Genomic DNA, 15,819 nt, shown 5'->3' with positions numbered 1-15,819 from the left:
CTCCCATGGACCTCGCCACGCGGGAGAACCCGCACTCCACTACCGCCATTCCCGCCCCACTGAAACTGGTCGTCATCTCCGCCAGCAACCGCGAAGGCCGGTTCGGGCCGGTCGTCGCCGACTGGACTCTCGGGCAGACGGCCCAACGCGACGACTTCGACGTCGCGTTCGTCGATCTGGGCACGGTCGACCTGCCCACGGCCCTGGTCTCCAAGCCCGCGTCCACCGTGCGTGACAGCCTGTCCGAGGTCTCACCCCTGCTGGCCGGGGCCGACGCCTTCGTCGTCGTCACACCCGAGTACAACCACTCCTTCCCCGCCTCCATCAAGAGCCTGATCGACTGGCACTTCGGCGAGTGGCGCGCCAAACCGGTCGGATTCGTCTCCTACGGCGGAATGTCCGGCGGTCTGCGGGCGGTGGAGCATCTGCGGCAGGTCTTCGCCGAACTGCACGCCGTCACGGTGCGCGACACGGTCTCCTTCCACCAGGCCCAGAAGCACTTCGACCACGAGGGCCGGCACAGGAACCCCACGGCCTGCGGCGCGGCGGCCACGTCGATGCTCGATCAGCTCAGCTGGTGGGGGCAGGCGCTGCGGGACGCCAAGTCCGTACGGCCGTACGCGGGGTGAGGGCGGGGCGGGGCGGGGTCTCGGGGCGGAGTCCCGGGTCGGGTGCGGGAATCACCCCTGAGAGGCCCCCGCCGGGTCGACCGGTCAGGCGCGGCGGCCCAAGAGGGCGAGCAGCCTGGTCTGCTGGCTGTCGCCCGGCGGCGGTTCGATCGGCGGAGCGAACAGGCCCGACTTCGACAGTTCCGACGCGTACGGGGTGACCTCCTGAAGCGCGAACGCCACCAGCGCCTCCGGCAGCCGTTCGGACGCGCCGATCGCCCGCGAGAGATCCCAGGCGTGCACCACCGCGTCCGTGGTCATCTGCGCGCAGTACGCGACCGCCGGGGTCTCCCCGTAGGAGAGCCACACGGTCCGCTCCAGCGCGCCCGGCTTTCCGAACGCCCGGCGGGCACCGCGCGCGGCCGTGTCCCAGGCCGCCCGCGGGTGCGCGGCGAGCACATCGCCTTCGTACGCGTCACCCACCTGGGCGACCGTGGAGCCGTTGGTCACCAGATCGGGCACCCAGAGCTGTTCCGCGGTGAGATGGTTGACGAGATCGCGTACGGACCAGTCGGTGCAGGGCGTCGCGTTGTCCCACTGATCCGGCCGCACGGCATGGACCCGGTCGGTGAAGAGTTCGAGGGCCTCGGAGTGACGGCTGAGCAGGGCCGTCACGTCGTTCTCCATGTTTGCCATGGGCTCACTGTCGCGCGTCGACCGGGGCGACGCGAGCGGACGCCCGCGTGTCACCGGCCGCTTGTCACCTGACCGCGCGCGATCCGCCGTGTGCCGGTGCGACTGCCGCCGCCGTCTGTCGCCTGCCGCCTGCCGTCTGTCGCCGCCGTCCGCCGTTCGCCGGTGCGATCCGCCCCGCGTCTGGTGTAGCCCGCAGGCGGTCCGCAGCCTGCCGTGCGCCGCCGGCCGCCGTCCTTCTGCGGATCCGGAGTGCCTGGCCGGTCGGGGCGGACACCCCGACGTCAGCGGTCCGGTGTCAGCAATCCGACGTCAGCGGACCGGTGCCAGCGGTCCGGTCTCAGCGGTCGGCCGACGCCAGCGCCTCCTGTATGCCCTTCTCCTGGGCCCCCAGGAACCGCGGATCCGGTTTCACCGCCGCGTCCAGCGCGGCCTTGCCCGCCGCGAGCATCTCCCGCGCGCCCCCGTAGTACCAGGTCACGTCATGGCGCTCGGCGACCCCGACTCCGTACGACTGGATCCCGGCCGATCCGCAGAGCGCGATGGCGCGCCGGATGTGGAATCCCTGGGTCACCAGCACCGCGCGGTCGACGCCGAAGATCTTCTTGGCGCGTACACAGGAATCCCAGGTGTCGAACCCGGCGTAGTCGCTGACTATCCGCCCGTCCGGCACACCGCGCTCGGTGAGATACGTCCGCATGGCGTCCGGCTCGTCGTACTCCACCCGGCTGTTGTCCCCGGTGACGAGGACGACCTTGACCTTCCCCATCCGGTACAACTCGGCCGCCGCGTCCAGCCGGTGCGCCAGATACGGCGTGGGCCTGCCATCCCGCAGTCCTGCCCCGAAGACCATGGCGACGTCCTGGCCCGGCACCTCGGCGACGGTACGGACCCTGCTGTCGGCGACCACATGCATCCAGGTCGCGGGCGCGAGAGCGATCACAGAGCCGACCATCACCGCCTGCACCAGCAGCCGCTGCCCACGCCGGGTGCGGAGCAGCGGTCCCAGCCTGCCCGGCCCGCCGGGTCGGCGTGGCCGGGGCAGGCGCAGCCTGAGCTGTGGTCGCTTCATAGCTGGTCAGACGATTGGGGAGGCGGATTGGTTCACTCAGGCGTCCCATCCCGCGGGGTGTCCGTGCTCGCCCAGGCGGCCGGTATCAGCGAACGTGTCGCCGCCGAGGCATAGACGGCGGCGGCCAGCCACGCCGTGGCGAACGCGTCCGGGTCGGCGGGCAGCAGCCTGCCGAGGCCGTCCTGACGGCGGTCGGACGCCGTCTCGGCCAGCGAGCGCATGCACGCGGCCCCTGTGGTCAGCCCCGCTGCCCGCAGTCTGCTGGGGAGTTCCGCGTCGGCCGAAGCGGCGGTGACCGCCTGCCCGCCCGCGACCGCGCGGTCCACCGCGCGCCGCAGCAGATCCAGTTCCGCGGGAAGCGCGGGCGGCGCCGCCGGCGTCGAGGTCAGGGCGACCGTCTCGGGCGCGGGCAGGTGCGAACGGTCCAGCCTGCGCAGCCCGAGATCCACCCGCAGCACCTCTCCGTCACGCCCCGTCCATGCCGCCGCGAGCGCCCGAACCGCGCCCGCCCGATCGGCCACCGCCCGCCCGATCAGCCGCAGTTGAAGCCCCGGCCGCGAGGCGATCAGCCGCAGATTCTCCGCGTACGGAAGCTCCGGCCGCTCGTCCGGCGCCAGCAGTCGCACCGGTGGACCGCCGTCGACGAGGAACCCCCGGTCGGTGACCGTCCCGGTCAGAAAGAGCAGATCTCCGCCCGCGGCACGGGTCTCGGGAGGCCGCGTCAGCCAGTCGAGTGCCCCCGAGAGCTGCTCGGCGGGCGGTCGCCGCCAGAGCGCGTCGAGCGGTGCCTCATGCCACCGCGCGCCCGCCGTCCTGACCGAACGGACACGAGACCCGCCGCCGACTCGGCCGTCCGGAGAGAGCGTCGGGTTCGTCAGGATCACCGCGCCGCCGTCGCCCCACTCGCGCAGCGTCAGCGCGCAGCCGCCCGGCACGGGGGTGCCCGCCGCCTGGAGCGCCCGATCGGGTGTGCCCGGCGCGATGTCCGAGACCGTGTGGAGCGTCCCGTCGGCCGCGGCGCCGTACGCCGTCGCGCCCGCGTAACCGGACGCGGTGACAACCGGTTCGGTGAACAGCCCGTACAGCCGGAGAGGCTTCGCGCTCTGGTAGGCGCGGCGGGCCGGTGTGACCGCGTCGGCGGGCCTGCGCAGGAGATCCAGCAGTTCGGCCAGCTCGGCGGAGAGCTCCGGCAGCCGGAACCCCGGATCCTGTGAACGCGCCTCACCCAGCCGCCGCGCGATCCGCACCGCGGCGGCCGCCGGAAGATGCAGCCCGGCCAACCGCCCCGAGTGCGCCGCGTGCAGCAACTCGGCCCGCTGGACCGCCCCCGCCCCCGTAACCCCCGCGACCAGCACATCGGTCGCGGCGGTACGGAGCGAGGCGAGAGCGGCGGCTTGGGCGGGGGTGAGATCGGCTGAGGTGAGGACGGCGGGGGCAGCGGTGGCGTGGTCGGAGGGGGCGTCCCGGCGAGCGGGTCGGTCCTCTTCCTCCGACGCCGAGCGCCTGGCCGCGCCGTCCGCTCCCTCGGATCCCGGTTCTCCGCCCCCTGCGCCACCGCTCTCCACCTCCGCCTCCGGCTGGGACTGTTGCTGTGGCTGAGCCGATTCGGCTGTTCGCGCCGCCTCCGTGGTCTCTGACGCCTGGGTGGATTCCGTGGTCTCCGCCGTCTCTTCGGCGAGGGGAGCGCTCGACAGGACGGCCGCGCGGTGCAGACAGGCCGGGGCGAGCAGGCAGCCGCAGACCGCGTCGTCCGCACGGGCCACGATCCCGCCGGTCGTCGTCAGGGTCACCGATGTGTCCTCGTCCACCCTGATCTGTACGCCGTCGGGCGTGGCCTCCACCGGCCAGCCGGCCGCCTTGGCGAGTGCGCCGTCGACGCGCTTGCGCAAGCGGGCCGGCAGCAGATCGAGGGCCCCGGCGGCGACGTCGGCGGCCACCGGGGGCAGGGGTGTCGTCGTCATCGCTGCGTACCTCCTACGCGTTCGCCGACCCAACGGGTCAGCTCCAGAGGGCTGAGTGCGGCGATCGGCATTCCCGCGGCGACCAGCCGGCCGGCCACCGCGGTGGAGTACCTCGGCAGGCCCTGGTCGTCGAGCGAGGCGCAGCCGAGGACATGGCAGCCCGAGTCGACCAGCGTCCGCACCTCCGAGAGCAGCGGCCCGACCGGTCCGCCCTCCTCGAAGTCGCTGATCAGAACGGTGAGCGTACGGGAGGGCACGGTCACCAGCTCGCGCGCGTGCCGCAGCGCGCGGGCGATGTCGGTGCCTCCGCCGACCCGGACCTCCAGCAGCAGGCTCAGCGGATCGTCGACATGGTCGGTGAGATCGAGGACCTCGGTGGAGAAGGCGATGAAATGCGTGCTCAGGGCGGGGACTCCGGCGAGGACGGACGCGGTGAGCGCCGACCAGATCGTCGACGCCTCCATCGAGCCGGACACATCCACGACGAGCACCAGTCGCCAGTCCGTCGACTTGCGGGCCCGCGTACGGAACACAGGCCGCTCCGGGAGGACCGTCACGGTGCCGGTGTCCGGGTCCCTGCGGGCGGTCGCCAGATTCGCCCGCAGGGTACGGGAGAGATCCAGCGGGCCGCCAGGCCGCCGTGTGGGCCTCGGATGGGCGAGCCCGGTGAGCGCGGGCCGCAGCCGGTTGGCGAGCGCGTCCGTCAGCTCCCGCACCAGCCTGGCCACCAGCGGCCTGAGCTGTGCGAGCTGCTGTTCGGGGAGGCCACCCGCGTACGACAGCACGGTCCGCAGCAGTTCGACCGAGGGCCGCGCGGCCGTGGGATCCAGCTCGAAGGCGGCGTCGATCCGCCCCGCGTCCGCCGCCGCCGCGAGCACTTCTTCGCGCACGGCGGGCCCGAAGAGCGCCGCCAGCTCCTCGGACCAGGAGCGCACACCGGGATACGCGGGCTCGGTTCCTCCACCGGCTCCGCCGCCGTACCCCTCCTCGCAGTGGGATCCCTCGCCGCGCCCGCGCCCGTACAACTCGTCGAGCGCGGTCGCGTACCGCAACGCCCGGCCGCTCAGCTCCCGTCCCCGGCCGAGCAGAAGCCGCCAGCGCTCGCCGGGGGTGAGGGCGACGGGCCCGTCCGCCGTGCCAGGGGAACCGTCTGTTCCGGGGGAACCGCCGGGCCCGCCCGAGCCCGAGTCCTTGTCGCCTTCTACTTCTACAGGGCGGCCGGACGTGTCCGTGTACGAACCGGGACTGCCTTCCGGGACCGGCCCGGAGCCCGTATCGCCGATCGCCGTGGACGCGGGTGGTCCACCGGGCCGGTCGCCCGAGTCGCCGTCCGACGACCGGGCCGACGACCGGGCCACTTCGAACGCCGCGACGGCCGGAACCCCGCCGCCGGTACCACCCCCGGTCGTGGCGCCCGTGCCGAGCGCCCCAGCGCCCTGCCCGTCCGCCACGCGGCCCTGGGCCGGGCGCCCCGGCGCGAGCCGGGAGCCTCCGGCGGGCGCATCCGAGCCTGCTTCCGCACCCGGGTTGGCTGCCGCGTCCGGGTCCGAAGGGGGTGCCGAGCCGGCAGCGGGCCCCGACGCCGGGCCTCGTGCCGGGCCGGAGCCGGGGCCTTGTGCCGGGCCGGGTTCAGGGGCCGGTTCTCCGTCGGCGGTCAGGCCCCTCGCCGACAACGCCTCCCGGCCCGCCAGGTCCGCCAGCGCGAGCAGGGCCAGCGCGGCCGGGTCCGTCACCGGGCCGGTCAGGGTGCCCGCGGCGGTGCCGGTGCGGTCCTCGACGGCCGACAGCAGGCGCGAACGGGCCGCGGGCGACAGTGTGTCGAAACCCGCCCGCAGCGCGGGCAGCCGGTCCAGGAACCGCCGGTCCGGCAGGGACTCCACCCGTTCCAGGAGGGGGTCCAGCGCACGGCCCGTCTCCAGCAGCGGCCCCGCCGCGAGCAGGGCGCCGCGCAGGAAGTCGGCCAGCTCGCCGCGTAGTTCGGGCGTGTCGGCGGAATCCGCGCGCGAGGCCAGCCGGATGCCGAACTCGCCCGGATCCCGCTGTCCCAGCAGCACCCGCGCCGCGCCCGCCGCGCCGCGCATCAGCGCGGTCGCGTCCGTCTCGAGACGGGCCAGCGCGTCGGCGAGGCGCAGCCCGCCGCCCACTTTGGACGCGCGTCCCGCGAGCGAGACGAGGGCTTGTGCGTCGGACGGTTCGGTGGAGCCCGCGAGTCCGTCGAGCGCGCGGACCCCCGCCGAGGTCAGCTCGTCGTACACCGCCGCCACCGCGGACCGCTCCCAGTCCGCGTCCAGACCCGGCACATGACCGGACCCGATGCGGTCCAACAGGGTGAGCGCGGCGAGCAGTTCGGGCAGGGTGCCGGTGGCCGGAAGCAACTCCGCGGCCTCGGTCAGCCGCTCGGCGGCGAGCGACGGCAGGACGCATCGCGTCGCCTCCGCCAGTCCGTCGACGACGTCCGCGGCCGTGGGCCCGCCCCGGCGGTGCTCGTCCGAGCGCCGCCGCCGCAGGACTCCCTCCGCGGCCTGCTCCAGGGTCACCCCGTGGAGCCCCGCCACATCGAGCATCGCGGCCGTCGACGGCGACCAGCTCACCGCCCAGCGGGTGGTCAGGGCGGCGGCATCGCCGACTCCCGCGACCGCGGACTCCTCGCCGTACGGAACGCCGCACACCGTGAGCCGCCGCAGACAGATCTCCCGGCGGCGGTCGAGATCGGTGCGGAGCATGTCCAGCCGCAGCTCCCGTCGCTCGGGCTCATCGGGCCCCGGCAGCTTCAACTCCGCGAGCAGCGCCTCGACCGACGGTCCGAGCCCCGAACGGGGCGTCCCCGGCGCGAGCCGTCCCTGCCGGCTGCCGACGAGCACCCGCTCCATGGCGGCGGCCACGACCCGGCCCCGGCCCAGCAGCCTGCCCTGGGTGAGCACGGTCTGCGCCGCCTCCGCCAGCTCACCGCGGCTCGCGGCGGGCAGCCCGCGCAGGGCCGCCAGATCGCGGGCCATCCGTACGACCTCCCGGGCGTCGGCGGGCCCGCTCGGGTGCCCCGCCTCCCGTACGGCCGCGCAGATCCGTACCGCCGTGGCGGTCAGCAGTTCGTCCAGCAGCCGGGGGTCGCCCGCCGCGTGGAACACGCCGTGCTGCCACTCCGGGTCCCTGATCCCGGCCGGGTAGCCGGAGCGTTCGTCGAGGAGCGGATACGAGTACGGCACCAGCGAGGTGACGATCTCGGCAGCGCGCCCGGCGCGGTCGGCATCGCGTCCGGCGCGCGTCGGCCCATCAGGTTCCTTCCCGCCCGATGGCACGGCCGACGCCATACGACCGAACCCGGTGCCTTCGGACATCTGCCCCGCCGGGGCGCCTGCTCCGGGCGCTCGGGACACGGCGGCCTCCACGCCCGGTGCCGACGGGAGCGGCGAGCTTGCCGTCGCCTGCGTCTCCGGCACGCCCCCGGGCCCGGTCGCTCCCGGCGACGGCACGTCATGGCCGTCCGTCGGCAGTCCCCTCAGCGCCGGTGCGTGGAACGCCCCGATCACCGCCGCGGCCCGCCGCCCCCGGTGCTCGGCCAGGCGACGCCTCATGTTCGCCTCACGCCGCAGGTCGTACCCGTCGACCTGGCCCGCGTCCGACCGCAGCGCCCAGCCGACCAGCAGCGCGGCCCGGCGCAGGGCCTCGGGCTCACAGCCGGGAGCGGTCGCCTCGACGAGCCGGTCCCACAGATCGTCACCGGGGCGGCCTCCGGCCCGGTCCCGCAGGGCCGCCGCGAGCGACCCCGGCGGCGGATCCTCGGACGGCCGGGGCCCAGGACGCTGGAGACGAGACTCCCGGGCCCCGGACTGTCCCGGTACACCGGCCTCCGGATCCGCCTCCGACCGCGCGGCCAGCGGCAGATCGAAGGGGACCACCTCGACGCCCGCCTCCCGCGCCCACCGGATCGCCGCCAGCTCCGGCGAGAACTCCGCGAACGGCAGAAAGACCAGCCCGTTCCCGCTGCCCGCCAGCGCGACCGGCGGCACGGTCGCGGGGTCGCCCAGATGCCCGAGCCACGGCGCGAACTCCTCCGGCAACTCGATGAACAACACCTCCGGAGCCGCCTCGTCCAGCAGCGCGGGAACGGCCGCGGCCAGTGCGGGGGAGTGGTGCCGTACCCCGATCAGATACGGATCACGGCACCCCGCGAGGGAAGCGAGCGCCTCCGCCGGCGACCCGAGCGCCCCGCCCGGCTCTACCGGCACTCCCGGTTCCATCGGCTCGACCGACGGTTCCATCAGCTCGACCAGCGGTTCCATCGGCTCGACCGGCTCGGTGTCCACCGCGAACCCGCCGGACCCCGCCGCCCGGCACGACGCACCCGTTTCCCGGACGACCGGCGATTCACGCGAGTTCATCACGCAGCTCCCACAGCGTCCGCCACAGCGGCGCGCCACGTTCCGCCCGGCGGCGGACCGGGCCGTCCCAGTACCCGAGGAGCCGGGCGTGGTCGGCCGGGTCGTCCTTGCGGACGGTACCCAGCAGATGCCCCGGCAGGGTACGGACCACATCGCGCCCGTCGCCCAGATACGCCGCCCCCAGCCCCATGGACGTGGCGACCTGCACCGCCTCCGCCGTGGACATCACCGTCGACGGCCGCTCGACCTCCCAGCCCTCGGCGCTGCGTCCCGACCGGAGATCCCGGAACGCCGTGACCAGCGCCTCCAGTACCGCGTCGTCCACCCCGAACGCCGCGCCGGACCTGGCCAGCGCGGCCGTCGCCTGACCGCGCACCAGCGCGGTCTCGGCGTCGAGGTCGGCGATCGGTCCGACCTCCTCGAAGTTGAACCGCCGCTTGAGCGCGGCGGACATCTCGGACACACCCTTGTCACGGAGGTTGGCCGTGGCGATCAGGGTGAAGCCCGGCACGGCGTGCACGGTCCCCTCCTCGCCGTCGCCGCTCGCCAGTTCGGGCACGGACATCCGGCGTTCCGAGAGCAGCGAGACCAGCGCGTCCTGCACCTCGGGCAGACAGCGGGTGACCTCCTCGACGCGGGCGACCGCGCCACGCGTCATCGCGGTCAGTACCGGAGACGGCACCAGGGCGTCCCGGCTCGGCCCCTTGGCGAGGAGCATCGCGTAGTTCCAGCCGTAGCGCAGCTGGTCCTCGGTGGTGCCCGCGGTGCCCTGCACGGTCAGCGTGCTGGTGCCGCACACCGCGGCGGACAACAGCTCCGACAGCATCGACTTGGCGGTACCCGGTTCGCCGGTCAGCAGCAGCCCCCGCTCACCGGCCAGCGTCACCACGCAGCGCTCCACGAGCGCCCGGTCGCCCACGAACTTCCGGGTCACCGCCAGCTGCCGGCCGTCCGCCGCCTTCAGCCGCTCACCACCGGAGCCGCAGACGAACAGCACGACCGCACGCGGCGTCATCCGCCAGCCGGGGGGCCTCGGCCCGTCGTCGTACGCGGCGAGGAACTCGAGCTCCTCACCGAACCGGTCCTCCGGCAGTTCCACCTGCCGCCCGCCGCGCGTCCCGGCCGACTCCAGCGTGTTCCCGCTCATCGCGAACCTCCCCTGGTGTTACGCCCCTTGAACTCCTCGAACCCCGGCGCGTCGCCGTTCACGACCCGTTCCCAGGCCGCCTCGAACAGCTCGGCCACCGGCCGGTCCGGCGTCACGAATCCCTGCGTGTCCCAGGGCAGCAGCGGAACCTTCCAGCTCTCCACGGGCAGCCTCGGGGCCTTCGTCTCCAGCCAGCCGCCGGGCAGGAAGAGCGAACGCCCGGCCCGCGCCCGCTTCGCCTCCACCACCAGGTCCGTGGCCGCCAGTTCGGCGCGCGCCTTCTTCAGCCGGGCGGGCTTCCAGCCGGTCCACTCCGCTTGGTTCCTGTCGGACGGATCGGGCAGCGCGAGCAGCGTCAGATACAGCGCCGCCGCGTCCTCGCCGAGCCCGAACCGCTCCATCGCGGCCTTGACCAGCTCCGGCACACTGTGCGTCGGGCACTGCGGCGACCCCGGAGGCCCGTCGGCCGTCACCAGCGCCTCGAACTCCTCGCTCAGCAGCGTCCGGAGCGCCATCAGATTCCTCTGCTCACCGGCCACACCGAGGAGCAGCGTCAGCGCCGGATGGTCCGGCCCCGCGCCCTCTCCCGCCGCCACCGCCGAGGCCCTGACCCACACCGAGTCGAAACCGGCGTAGTACTTCATCGGGCAGAGGACCAGGGCGTCCGACAGCTCGATCAGGCCCTCCTCCGTGTGCGTCGGGCTCGCCGGGTCGTTCGTGCCCTTGTCCCTCGGCTTCAGCCCGAACGCCTCCCGCACCCGCGCCGACGTCGCCTTGCCGGAGGTGTCCCAGTCCACCCCGAGGTCGAGGAGCAGACCGGGGTCGGTGAGCCGTTCCCGCAGCATCCGCAGGGTGACCGGCAGGACCTGACGGAGCGGATCACCGAACGGCAGCCGGTACGCGAGCCAGCGCAGCGTGTCGACGTACGAGGTGAGCCGCGGCCCGGTCAGCAGCTTCTCCTGGTCCTCGGAGCGCAGGGCGTCGTCCTGGAACCGCTGCACGGTACGGCCGGTCAGCTCGGGCTGCGCCTGCGGGTTGAGCACGGTGTCCAGCAGCGTGCCCCCGCCGGTCTCGGTCACTCCCCGGCCGGTCAGCCAGGAGGGCGCGACCCGACGCCTGCCACGCGTCTCGACCCATGCGCCGGTGAGCGGTCCGAGGTCGAAGCCGTCCGTCCACAGGTCGTCCACCCGCCCCGGCGACGACGGCAGCAGCAGACCGAGGTAGCGCTGCCGCTCGGCGGGGGTGAACACGCTCAGGGTCGCGCGAGCGGCCTTGGCGTCGGCGGACTTGAGCCCCAGCGGCGTGAGGTACTCCGCCGTGAGCAGGCCGTCGCGGCCGTAGTCGTTCACGCCCGGAAGCCCGAGCTGGAGCAGTGCGGCGACCGCCGCGCCGACACCGACCTCCCCGGCGAACTCCTCCGCCTGCTCCGGCCGGTACGGCAGCGGGCCCCGCTCCCGTACGGCTTCCACCATCCGGCGCACGACATCCGCCCGCAGCGGGTCGTCGGCGGAGCCCAGCACCTCGGCCTCGGCCTCGATGTACCCGTCCCAGCCGCCGAAGGCTCCGGCGGGGTCGAACTCGACGCAGTCCCAGTGCGTGTGCTCGTCGCCCGCGTACCGGTACGCCACGAACAGCAGCCGCCGGGCGCCCGAGTGCCGGACCTCGCCGAGCATGCTGTCGGACTCCCCGGCCCGCTCGTCCTTCAGATGGACGGTCCTCAGCCGCCCTCGCGGGTCCGCGAGGATCGCCTCGCCGTCCGCCCGGACGTCCAGTGCCGCGTCCAGGAACTCCAGCAGGGCCTCCCGGTCGGCCTCCTCCACCGCCGGGGACGCGGCGCGCACGGCGGCGGCGGCCAGGCCCGCGCCGGACAGGGACAGCCAGGGGATCCCGGTGCCGGACAGGTCCACCTTGGCGTCGCCCGCTCCGGGTGCCAGTACCTCCCGCAGGGCGTGAACCTGGCCTATGGCGGTGGTGGCGTGCCGCTGCGACGAGTAGCCGTGGCGCCGGAAGTCGGGGAGGCCGGAGAGGGCCTGCCCCAGCCGGTCGTCGTCCGCGTGCAGGATCACGGGTGCGGGGGCTTCCGAGCCCGTCCCGCGCCGCGCCCGCTCGGTGAGGTCGCCGACGCGCTCGGCCTGCCGCGCCGCCACCTTGACCAGCCCGGCGACACCGGCCAGCAGCCCCGGATGGGTGATCTCCGGCAGCCGGCTTCTGACGGCGTCCTCCGGTTCCGCCCCCTCTGCGACGGCGGTCAGCAGCGCCTGGGCGTCCGTGTCGGTCACCCCGCGCAGCGCGGCCGAACCCCGCTCGTCGCGGGGGCGCAGTGCGTGCCAGTACGCCAGCGGCGGTACGAGCCGGGTGCCCGCCGCGTACAGATCGCCATGGGCGCCCTCGGTGACCGAAGTGAGGTGGACGCCGTCGGCGTCGTAGAACTCGATCGCCGCGTCATAGTGGCGGGACACGCGTGGATGGAGTACGGCACCGCCGGGCAGCCGCAGCGGCGGCAGCGGAATCCCGGTCGACACCTGGTGGGGTGCGATCCCCGGCTTGACCGCGACCGCCGGGCTGCGGCTGCCGTCGACCGAGCAGGCGGTGACGGTGTGCGACGCCGGATCGAACCGCACCCACCAGCCGACCAGCCCGTCCTTGCCGCCGAACGGTGAACTCTCCATCCCCGGTGGCACGGGCAGCAGTCGGCAGTACCCCTCCAGCAGGGTGCCGCGCCCGTCCGCCAGGCCCGGCCCGTCCGCCAGGCCCGAATCGAAGAAGGCGGGAACCGAGATCCGGCCCCTGCGGGCCGACTCCGGGTCGTAGTCCCACCACCGGCCTTCGTGGAGAACCCAGAGCGAGACGCCGTCCGACGCGACCGCACGCGCCTCCTCCGCGAACGAGGTGTCGCCCGCGTGCACCGGCCGCCCGCCGAAGGTGCGGCTGCCGTCCGGCAGTTGCAGCGACGGCGTCTGGAGCGAGACCCAGCGGTCGGGCAGCATTCCGTTCGGCTTGAAGACCTCGGCCGCCCGGCCCGACCAGCGGGCCCGGCGGTGGTCGCCGTACCCGTTCGCCACGAGCCACTGGCCGCCGATGTAGCGGACGGTCGGCCCGGACCAGGAGTGGTCCTTGTCGGCCGGAAGGGAGATCGTGTGCCGGTCCACCACGCCCTCGGGGCCGACGGCGACGGCGAGCTTGCGGAGCCGTACGATCAGCGCCGGCCAGGCGTCCGAGACGCTGTACCAGGCGTCGTCGCCACTGTGGTGCCGACGGGACGAGCCCTTGGGGTCGATATCGCCCAGCTCCGCCAGACCCTCCTCCAGGGCGGGCCAGCCCAACTCGTCGAAGACGCCCGCCCGCAGGGTGCGCGCGAGCGCCCCGGCAGGGGAGAACGAGGTGATCCGGGTCAGCGTCCGCGGCGACATGGCCAGCACCGAGGGGGCGGCGACCGTCACGAGCCTCTTGAGGAGGGCACCGGTCTCCGGGAGCCCGAGCGGCCGGTCGAGATCGTCGGCGCGGTCGGCGAGCCAGCCCGCGAGCGCCTCGCGCAGCGCGGGATAGCGGTCGATCCACTTCAGCCGATCCGGCGACTCCGTCTCGCCCGCGGCACGCTCCGCTCCCGCGCGCAGCACCCGCGCGAACCGGGTATCACCGGCCAGCGCGGCCAGATCCCTGCGCCCCTCCGACTCGTCCGTGAGCCAGGAGTCGAGGTCCAGGCCCGACGCCCCTTCCTCGGGAGCCTCGACCGGAATCCCCAGGGACAGACAGAGATCGAGCAGATCGAGATCGGTGGCGGGACGGTAGCCCCGGCCCAGCAGCCTCACCGGTGTGCCGTCCGCGATGAGCCGCTCCGCCAACCGCTCCACCAGGGCCAGTTCGGCCGCCAGCCGCTTGGTGTCGCGCCAGCCGCGCTGCCGGTGCCTGCTCCACCCCGACACCCACTCGGCGGCCGGAACCGTCCCGTCCAGCAGCAGCTCGATCGCCCCGCACGCGTCCAGCAGCGCCAGCCAGGACCCGTCGAACGCCTCCGGACTGTCGCCGCCGACGTCCGGCCGCAGCGCCAGCAGCTTCTCCTGTACGGCCCGGTCCTCGGACGCGACCCGCGTGAGCGAGGACAGCGCCGACTTCCAGAAACCGCCGGACGCGTGGCGCATCGCACCCGTGTGGACGATCTCCCTGATCAGCCCGCGCTCCTCGGCGGCGGCGTCGAGCCCCGCGTTCCTCGCGAGCCGGCGGAGATCCTCCAGCATTCCCGCGTACGGGGTGAGCCCGGCCGAGCACCGCTGGAAGGTGACCGCCCGGAACTCCTCGTACGCCCGCGGCGGCGGCAGCCGGTCGCTCAGCCCCTTCGCGTGCTCCCGCAGGGCCTTCCCGCTGAGCGCGCCCGCCCCCGCGAACTCCAGGAACACCTCCCGCAGCCGCTCCTCGTCCACCTTCAGCGCGTGCCGCTGCTCGGCCGCCCGAGCCTTGCCGAAGAACACGGACGCCTGCTGCTGCGCCTCGACGGCGAGGAACAGCCGCGCCACCTGCTCGAAGTACGTCGGCAGGAAGTGAGGGACGGAACGGTCGAGCCGCTCCCCGATCTCATCGAATCCCTCCTTCGCCAGTCCCGGCTTGGTGGACACCAGACGCGTCAGGCGCTCCATCTCCTTGACGACGGCCAGCGCGTGATGACCGTTCCGCGGGTCGTTGACCAGGGCCCAGGCCGGGAAACCGAGCGACTGCCGCTTCACCCGGCCCACGGCCTCCGACCCGCCGCTCTCGAAGCCCAGGTACTCCAGCGCAAGATCCTCGGCGGGACCGATCGCCTCCGGCACCAGCCGTACCACCGTGCGGCCTTCGAGAGCCGGATGCCCGTACGCCCGCGCCGTCAGGCGGTCGCCCCGGCCCTCCTCGCTCCCGCCCCTGGCCCGGCCCTTCGCCCTGCCCGTGTCACCGTCCGCGCTTCCGTCGAGCGGAAGCACCGCCCCGGCCTCCATCAGCCCGTCCATCGATCCCCCGATCCCTCCCGTAGTTGTTGCACCGCGTCCCGCGTCCGCGTCCGTGCCCTGCCCGTCGGTGCTCCGCGCACCCGTGCCCGCCGTGCCGCTCACCGCAGCACCTCTTCTTCCGTCACGACGACCCGGCTCGCGTAGACCAGCGCGGCCATCCGCTCGCCCTCCGACCAGGCGACCGGCCCCACCTCGGTCAGCGGCAGCCTGCCTCCGGCCCTGTCCCGCCACTCCAGCGACCCGGTCAGCGCCTCGGCGTCGGGATAGTCGGACCCCAGCCAGTAGGCCGCCTCCAGCGCGCGCCCGTTCTCCACCAGCGGGCAGAGCGCCTGCCCGCCGCGCACCCGGTAGCCCAGCGACACCGCACGCGCGGTGGCATGCCGGAGCTGCTTGAACTTCCCCTCGGCGTACGCCTTCCACTCATGGCCGCCGACCTCGTCGGGCCGCCGCCACACCTCGCGGAACAACTGCTCCACACGCTGCTCGACACCCAGCTCGACGGCGAACTCCCGGAGATCCTCAAGGTCTTCGAGCAGCACCGGATGCGGGATCAGCACGCTCTCGCACTCCAGCCGGACCGAATCGCCGTCCAGATCGACGATCCCCGCACCCTTCTCCGCGTCCACATCGCGCAGGAAACCGGCCCGCTCCATGTCGGCCCCGCCGTCCGCACCCACCGGCGCGACCACCAGATCGCGCAGCGCCGACTGCCAGGCCGCGTCCGGCCAGACCCGCACCAGCAGCGCCACCGGGACCGGCAGAGAGCGCACGAGCCAGGTGTCCACCTGCTCCCGGCACTCGCGCTCATGGCGCTCCAGCCACTGGGACAACTGCCGCAGCCGCACCACCACGGCGTCGTCCTTCAGCTTTGACGGCACCTGCTTCAGCAGGCGTCCCGACGCATTCCGGCACAGCACGTCAGCGCCGTCCAGCGACACGGTGTATCCGCCGCCCTCTGTCTCGATCCAGCCCATGGCAAGACC

The 15,819-nt window shown here is 74.1% G+C and carries 8 protein-coding genes; 1 reads left to right on the top strand and 7 read right to left on the bottom strand.

Going from position 1 to position 15,819, the window contains the following annotated elements:
• The first annotated feature begins 5 nt into the window (after positions 1-5).
• Positions 6-629, top strand: coding sequence for an NADPH-dependent FMN reductase (locus tag ACWEFL_RS06335; protein ID WP_451708214.1), 624 nt, complete (start codon positions 6-8; stop codon positions 627-629).
• A gap of 84 nt (positions 630-713) precedes the next feature.
• Here ACWEFL_RS06335 and ACWEFL_RS06330 read toward each other — a convergent pair whose 3' ends face one another.
• The 7 genes from ACWEFL_RS06330 to ACWEFL_RS06300 all read right to left on the bottom strand — a co-directional run bounded on the left by ACWEFL_RS06330 (position 714) and on the right by ACWEFL_RS06300 (position 15,810).
• Positions 714-1,295 (bottom strand): TIGR03086 family metal-binding protein, encoded by a 582-nt coding sequence (locus ACWEFL_RS06330; RefSeq protein WP_451708814.1) that lies wholly within the window; start codon positions 1,293-1,295, stop codon positions 714-716.
• Positions 1,296-1,641: 346 nt separating this feature from the next.
• On the bottom strand, positions 1,642-2,373 hold the full coding sequence (locus tag ACWEFL_RS06325) for a SanA/YdcF family protein (RefSeq protein ID WP_451708212.1): 732 nt from the start codon (positions 2,371-2,373) through the stop codon (positions 1,642-1,644).
• Positions 2,374-2,405: 32 nt separating this feature from the next.
• Positions 2,406-4,334: a hypothetical protein gene (locus ACWEFL_RS06320; RefSeq protein WP_451708210.1), complete on the bottom strand. Its 1,929-nt coding sequence runs from the start codon at positions 4,332-4,334 to the stop codon at positions 2,406-2,408.
• Positions 4,331-8,713, bottom strand: a complete 4,383-nt coding sequence (locus ACWEFL_RS06315) for a DUF5682 family protein (protein ID WP_451708207.1) — start codon at positions 8,711-8,713, stop codon at positions 4,331-4,333. Before ACWEFL_RS06315 ends, ACWEFL_RS06320 begins: the two co-directional genes overlap by 4 nt.
• Positions 8,700-9,860, bottom strand: coding sequence for an AAA family ATPase (locus ACWEFL_RS06310; protein ID WP_451708205.1), 1,161 nt, complete (start codon positions 9,858-9,860; stop codon positions 8,700-8,702). The genes ACWEFL_RS06315 and ACWEFL_RS06310 overlap by 14 nt, the downstream gene beginning before the upstream one ends.
• Positions 9,857-14,938 carry a hypothetical protein gene (locus ACWEFL_RS06305; RefSeq protein ID WP_451708202.1) on the bottom strand — a complete coding sequence of 1,694 codons (5,082 nt, stop codon included), beginning with the start codon at positions 14,936-14,938 and terminating at the stop codon, positions 9,857-9,859. Before ACWEFL_RS06305 ends, ACWEFL_RS06310 begins: the two co-directional genes overlap by 4 nt.
• Positions 14,935-15,810, bottom strand: a complete 876-nt coding sequence (locus tag ACWEFL_RS06300; RefSeq protein ID WP_451708200.1) for a DUF4132 domain-containing protein — start codon at positions 15,808-15,810, stop codon at positions 14,935-14,937. Before ACWEFL_RS06300 ends, ACWEFL_RS06305 begins: the two co-directional genes overlap by 4 nt.
• Positions 15,811-15,819: the final 9 nt, after the last annotated feature.

It is taken from the genome of Streptomyces sp. NPDC004838 (assembly GCF_053600955.1).
This window is presented reverse-complemented; position numbering and strand designations above follow the sequence as displayed.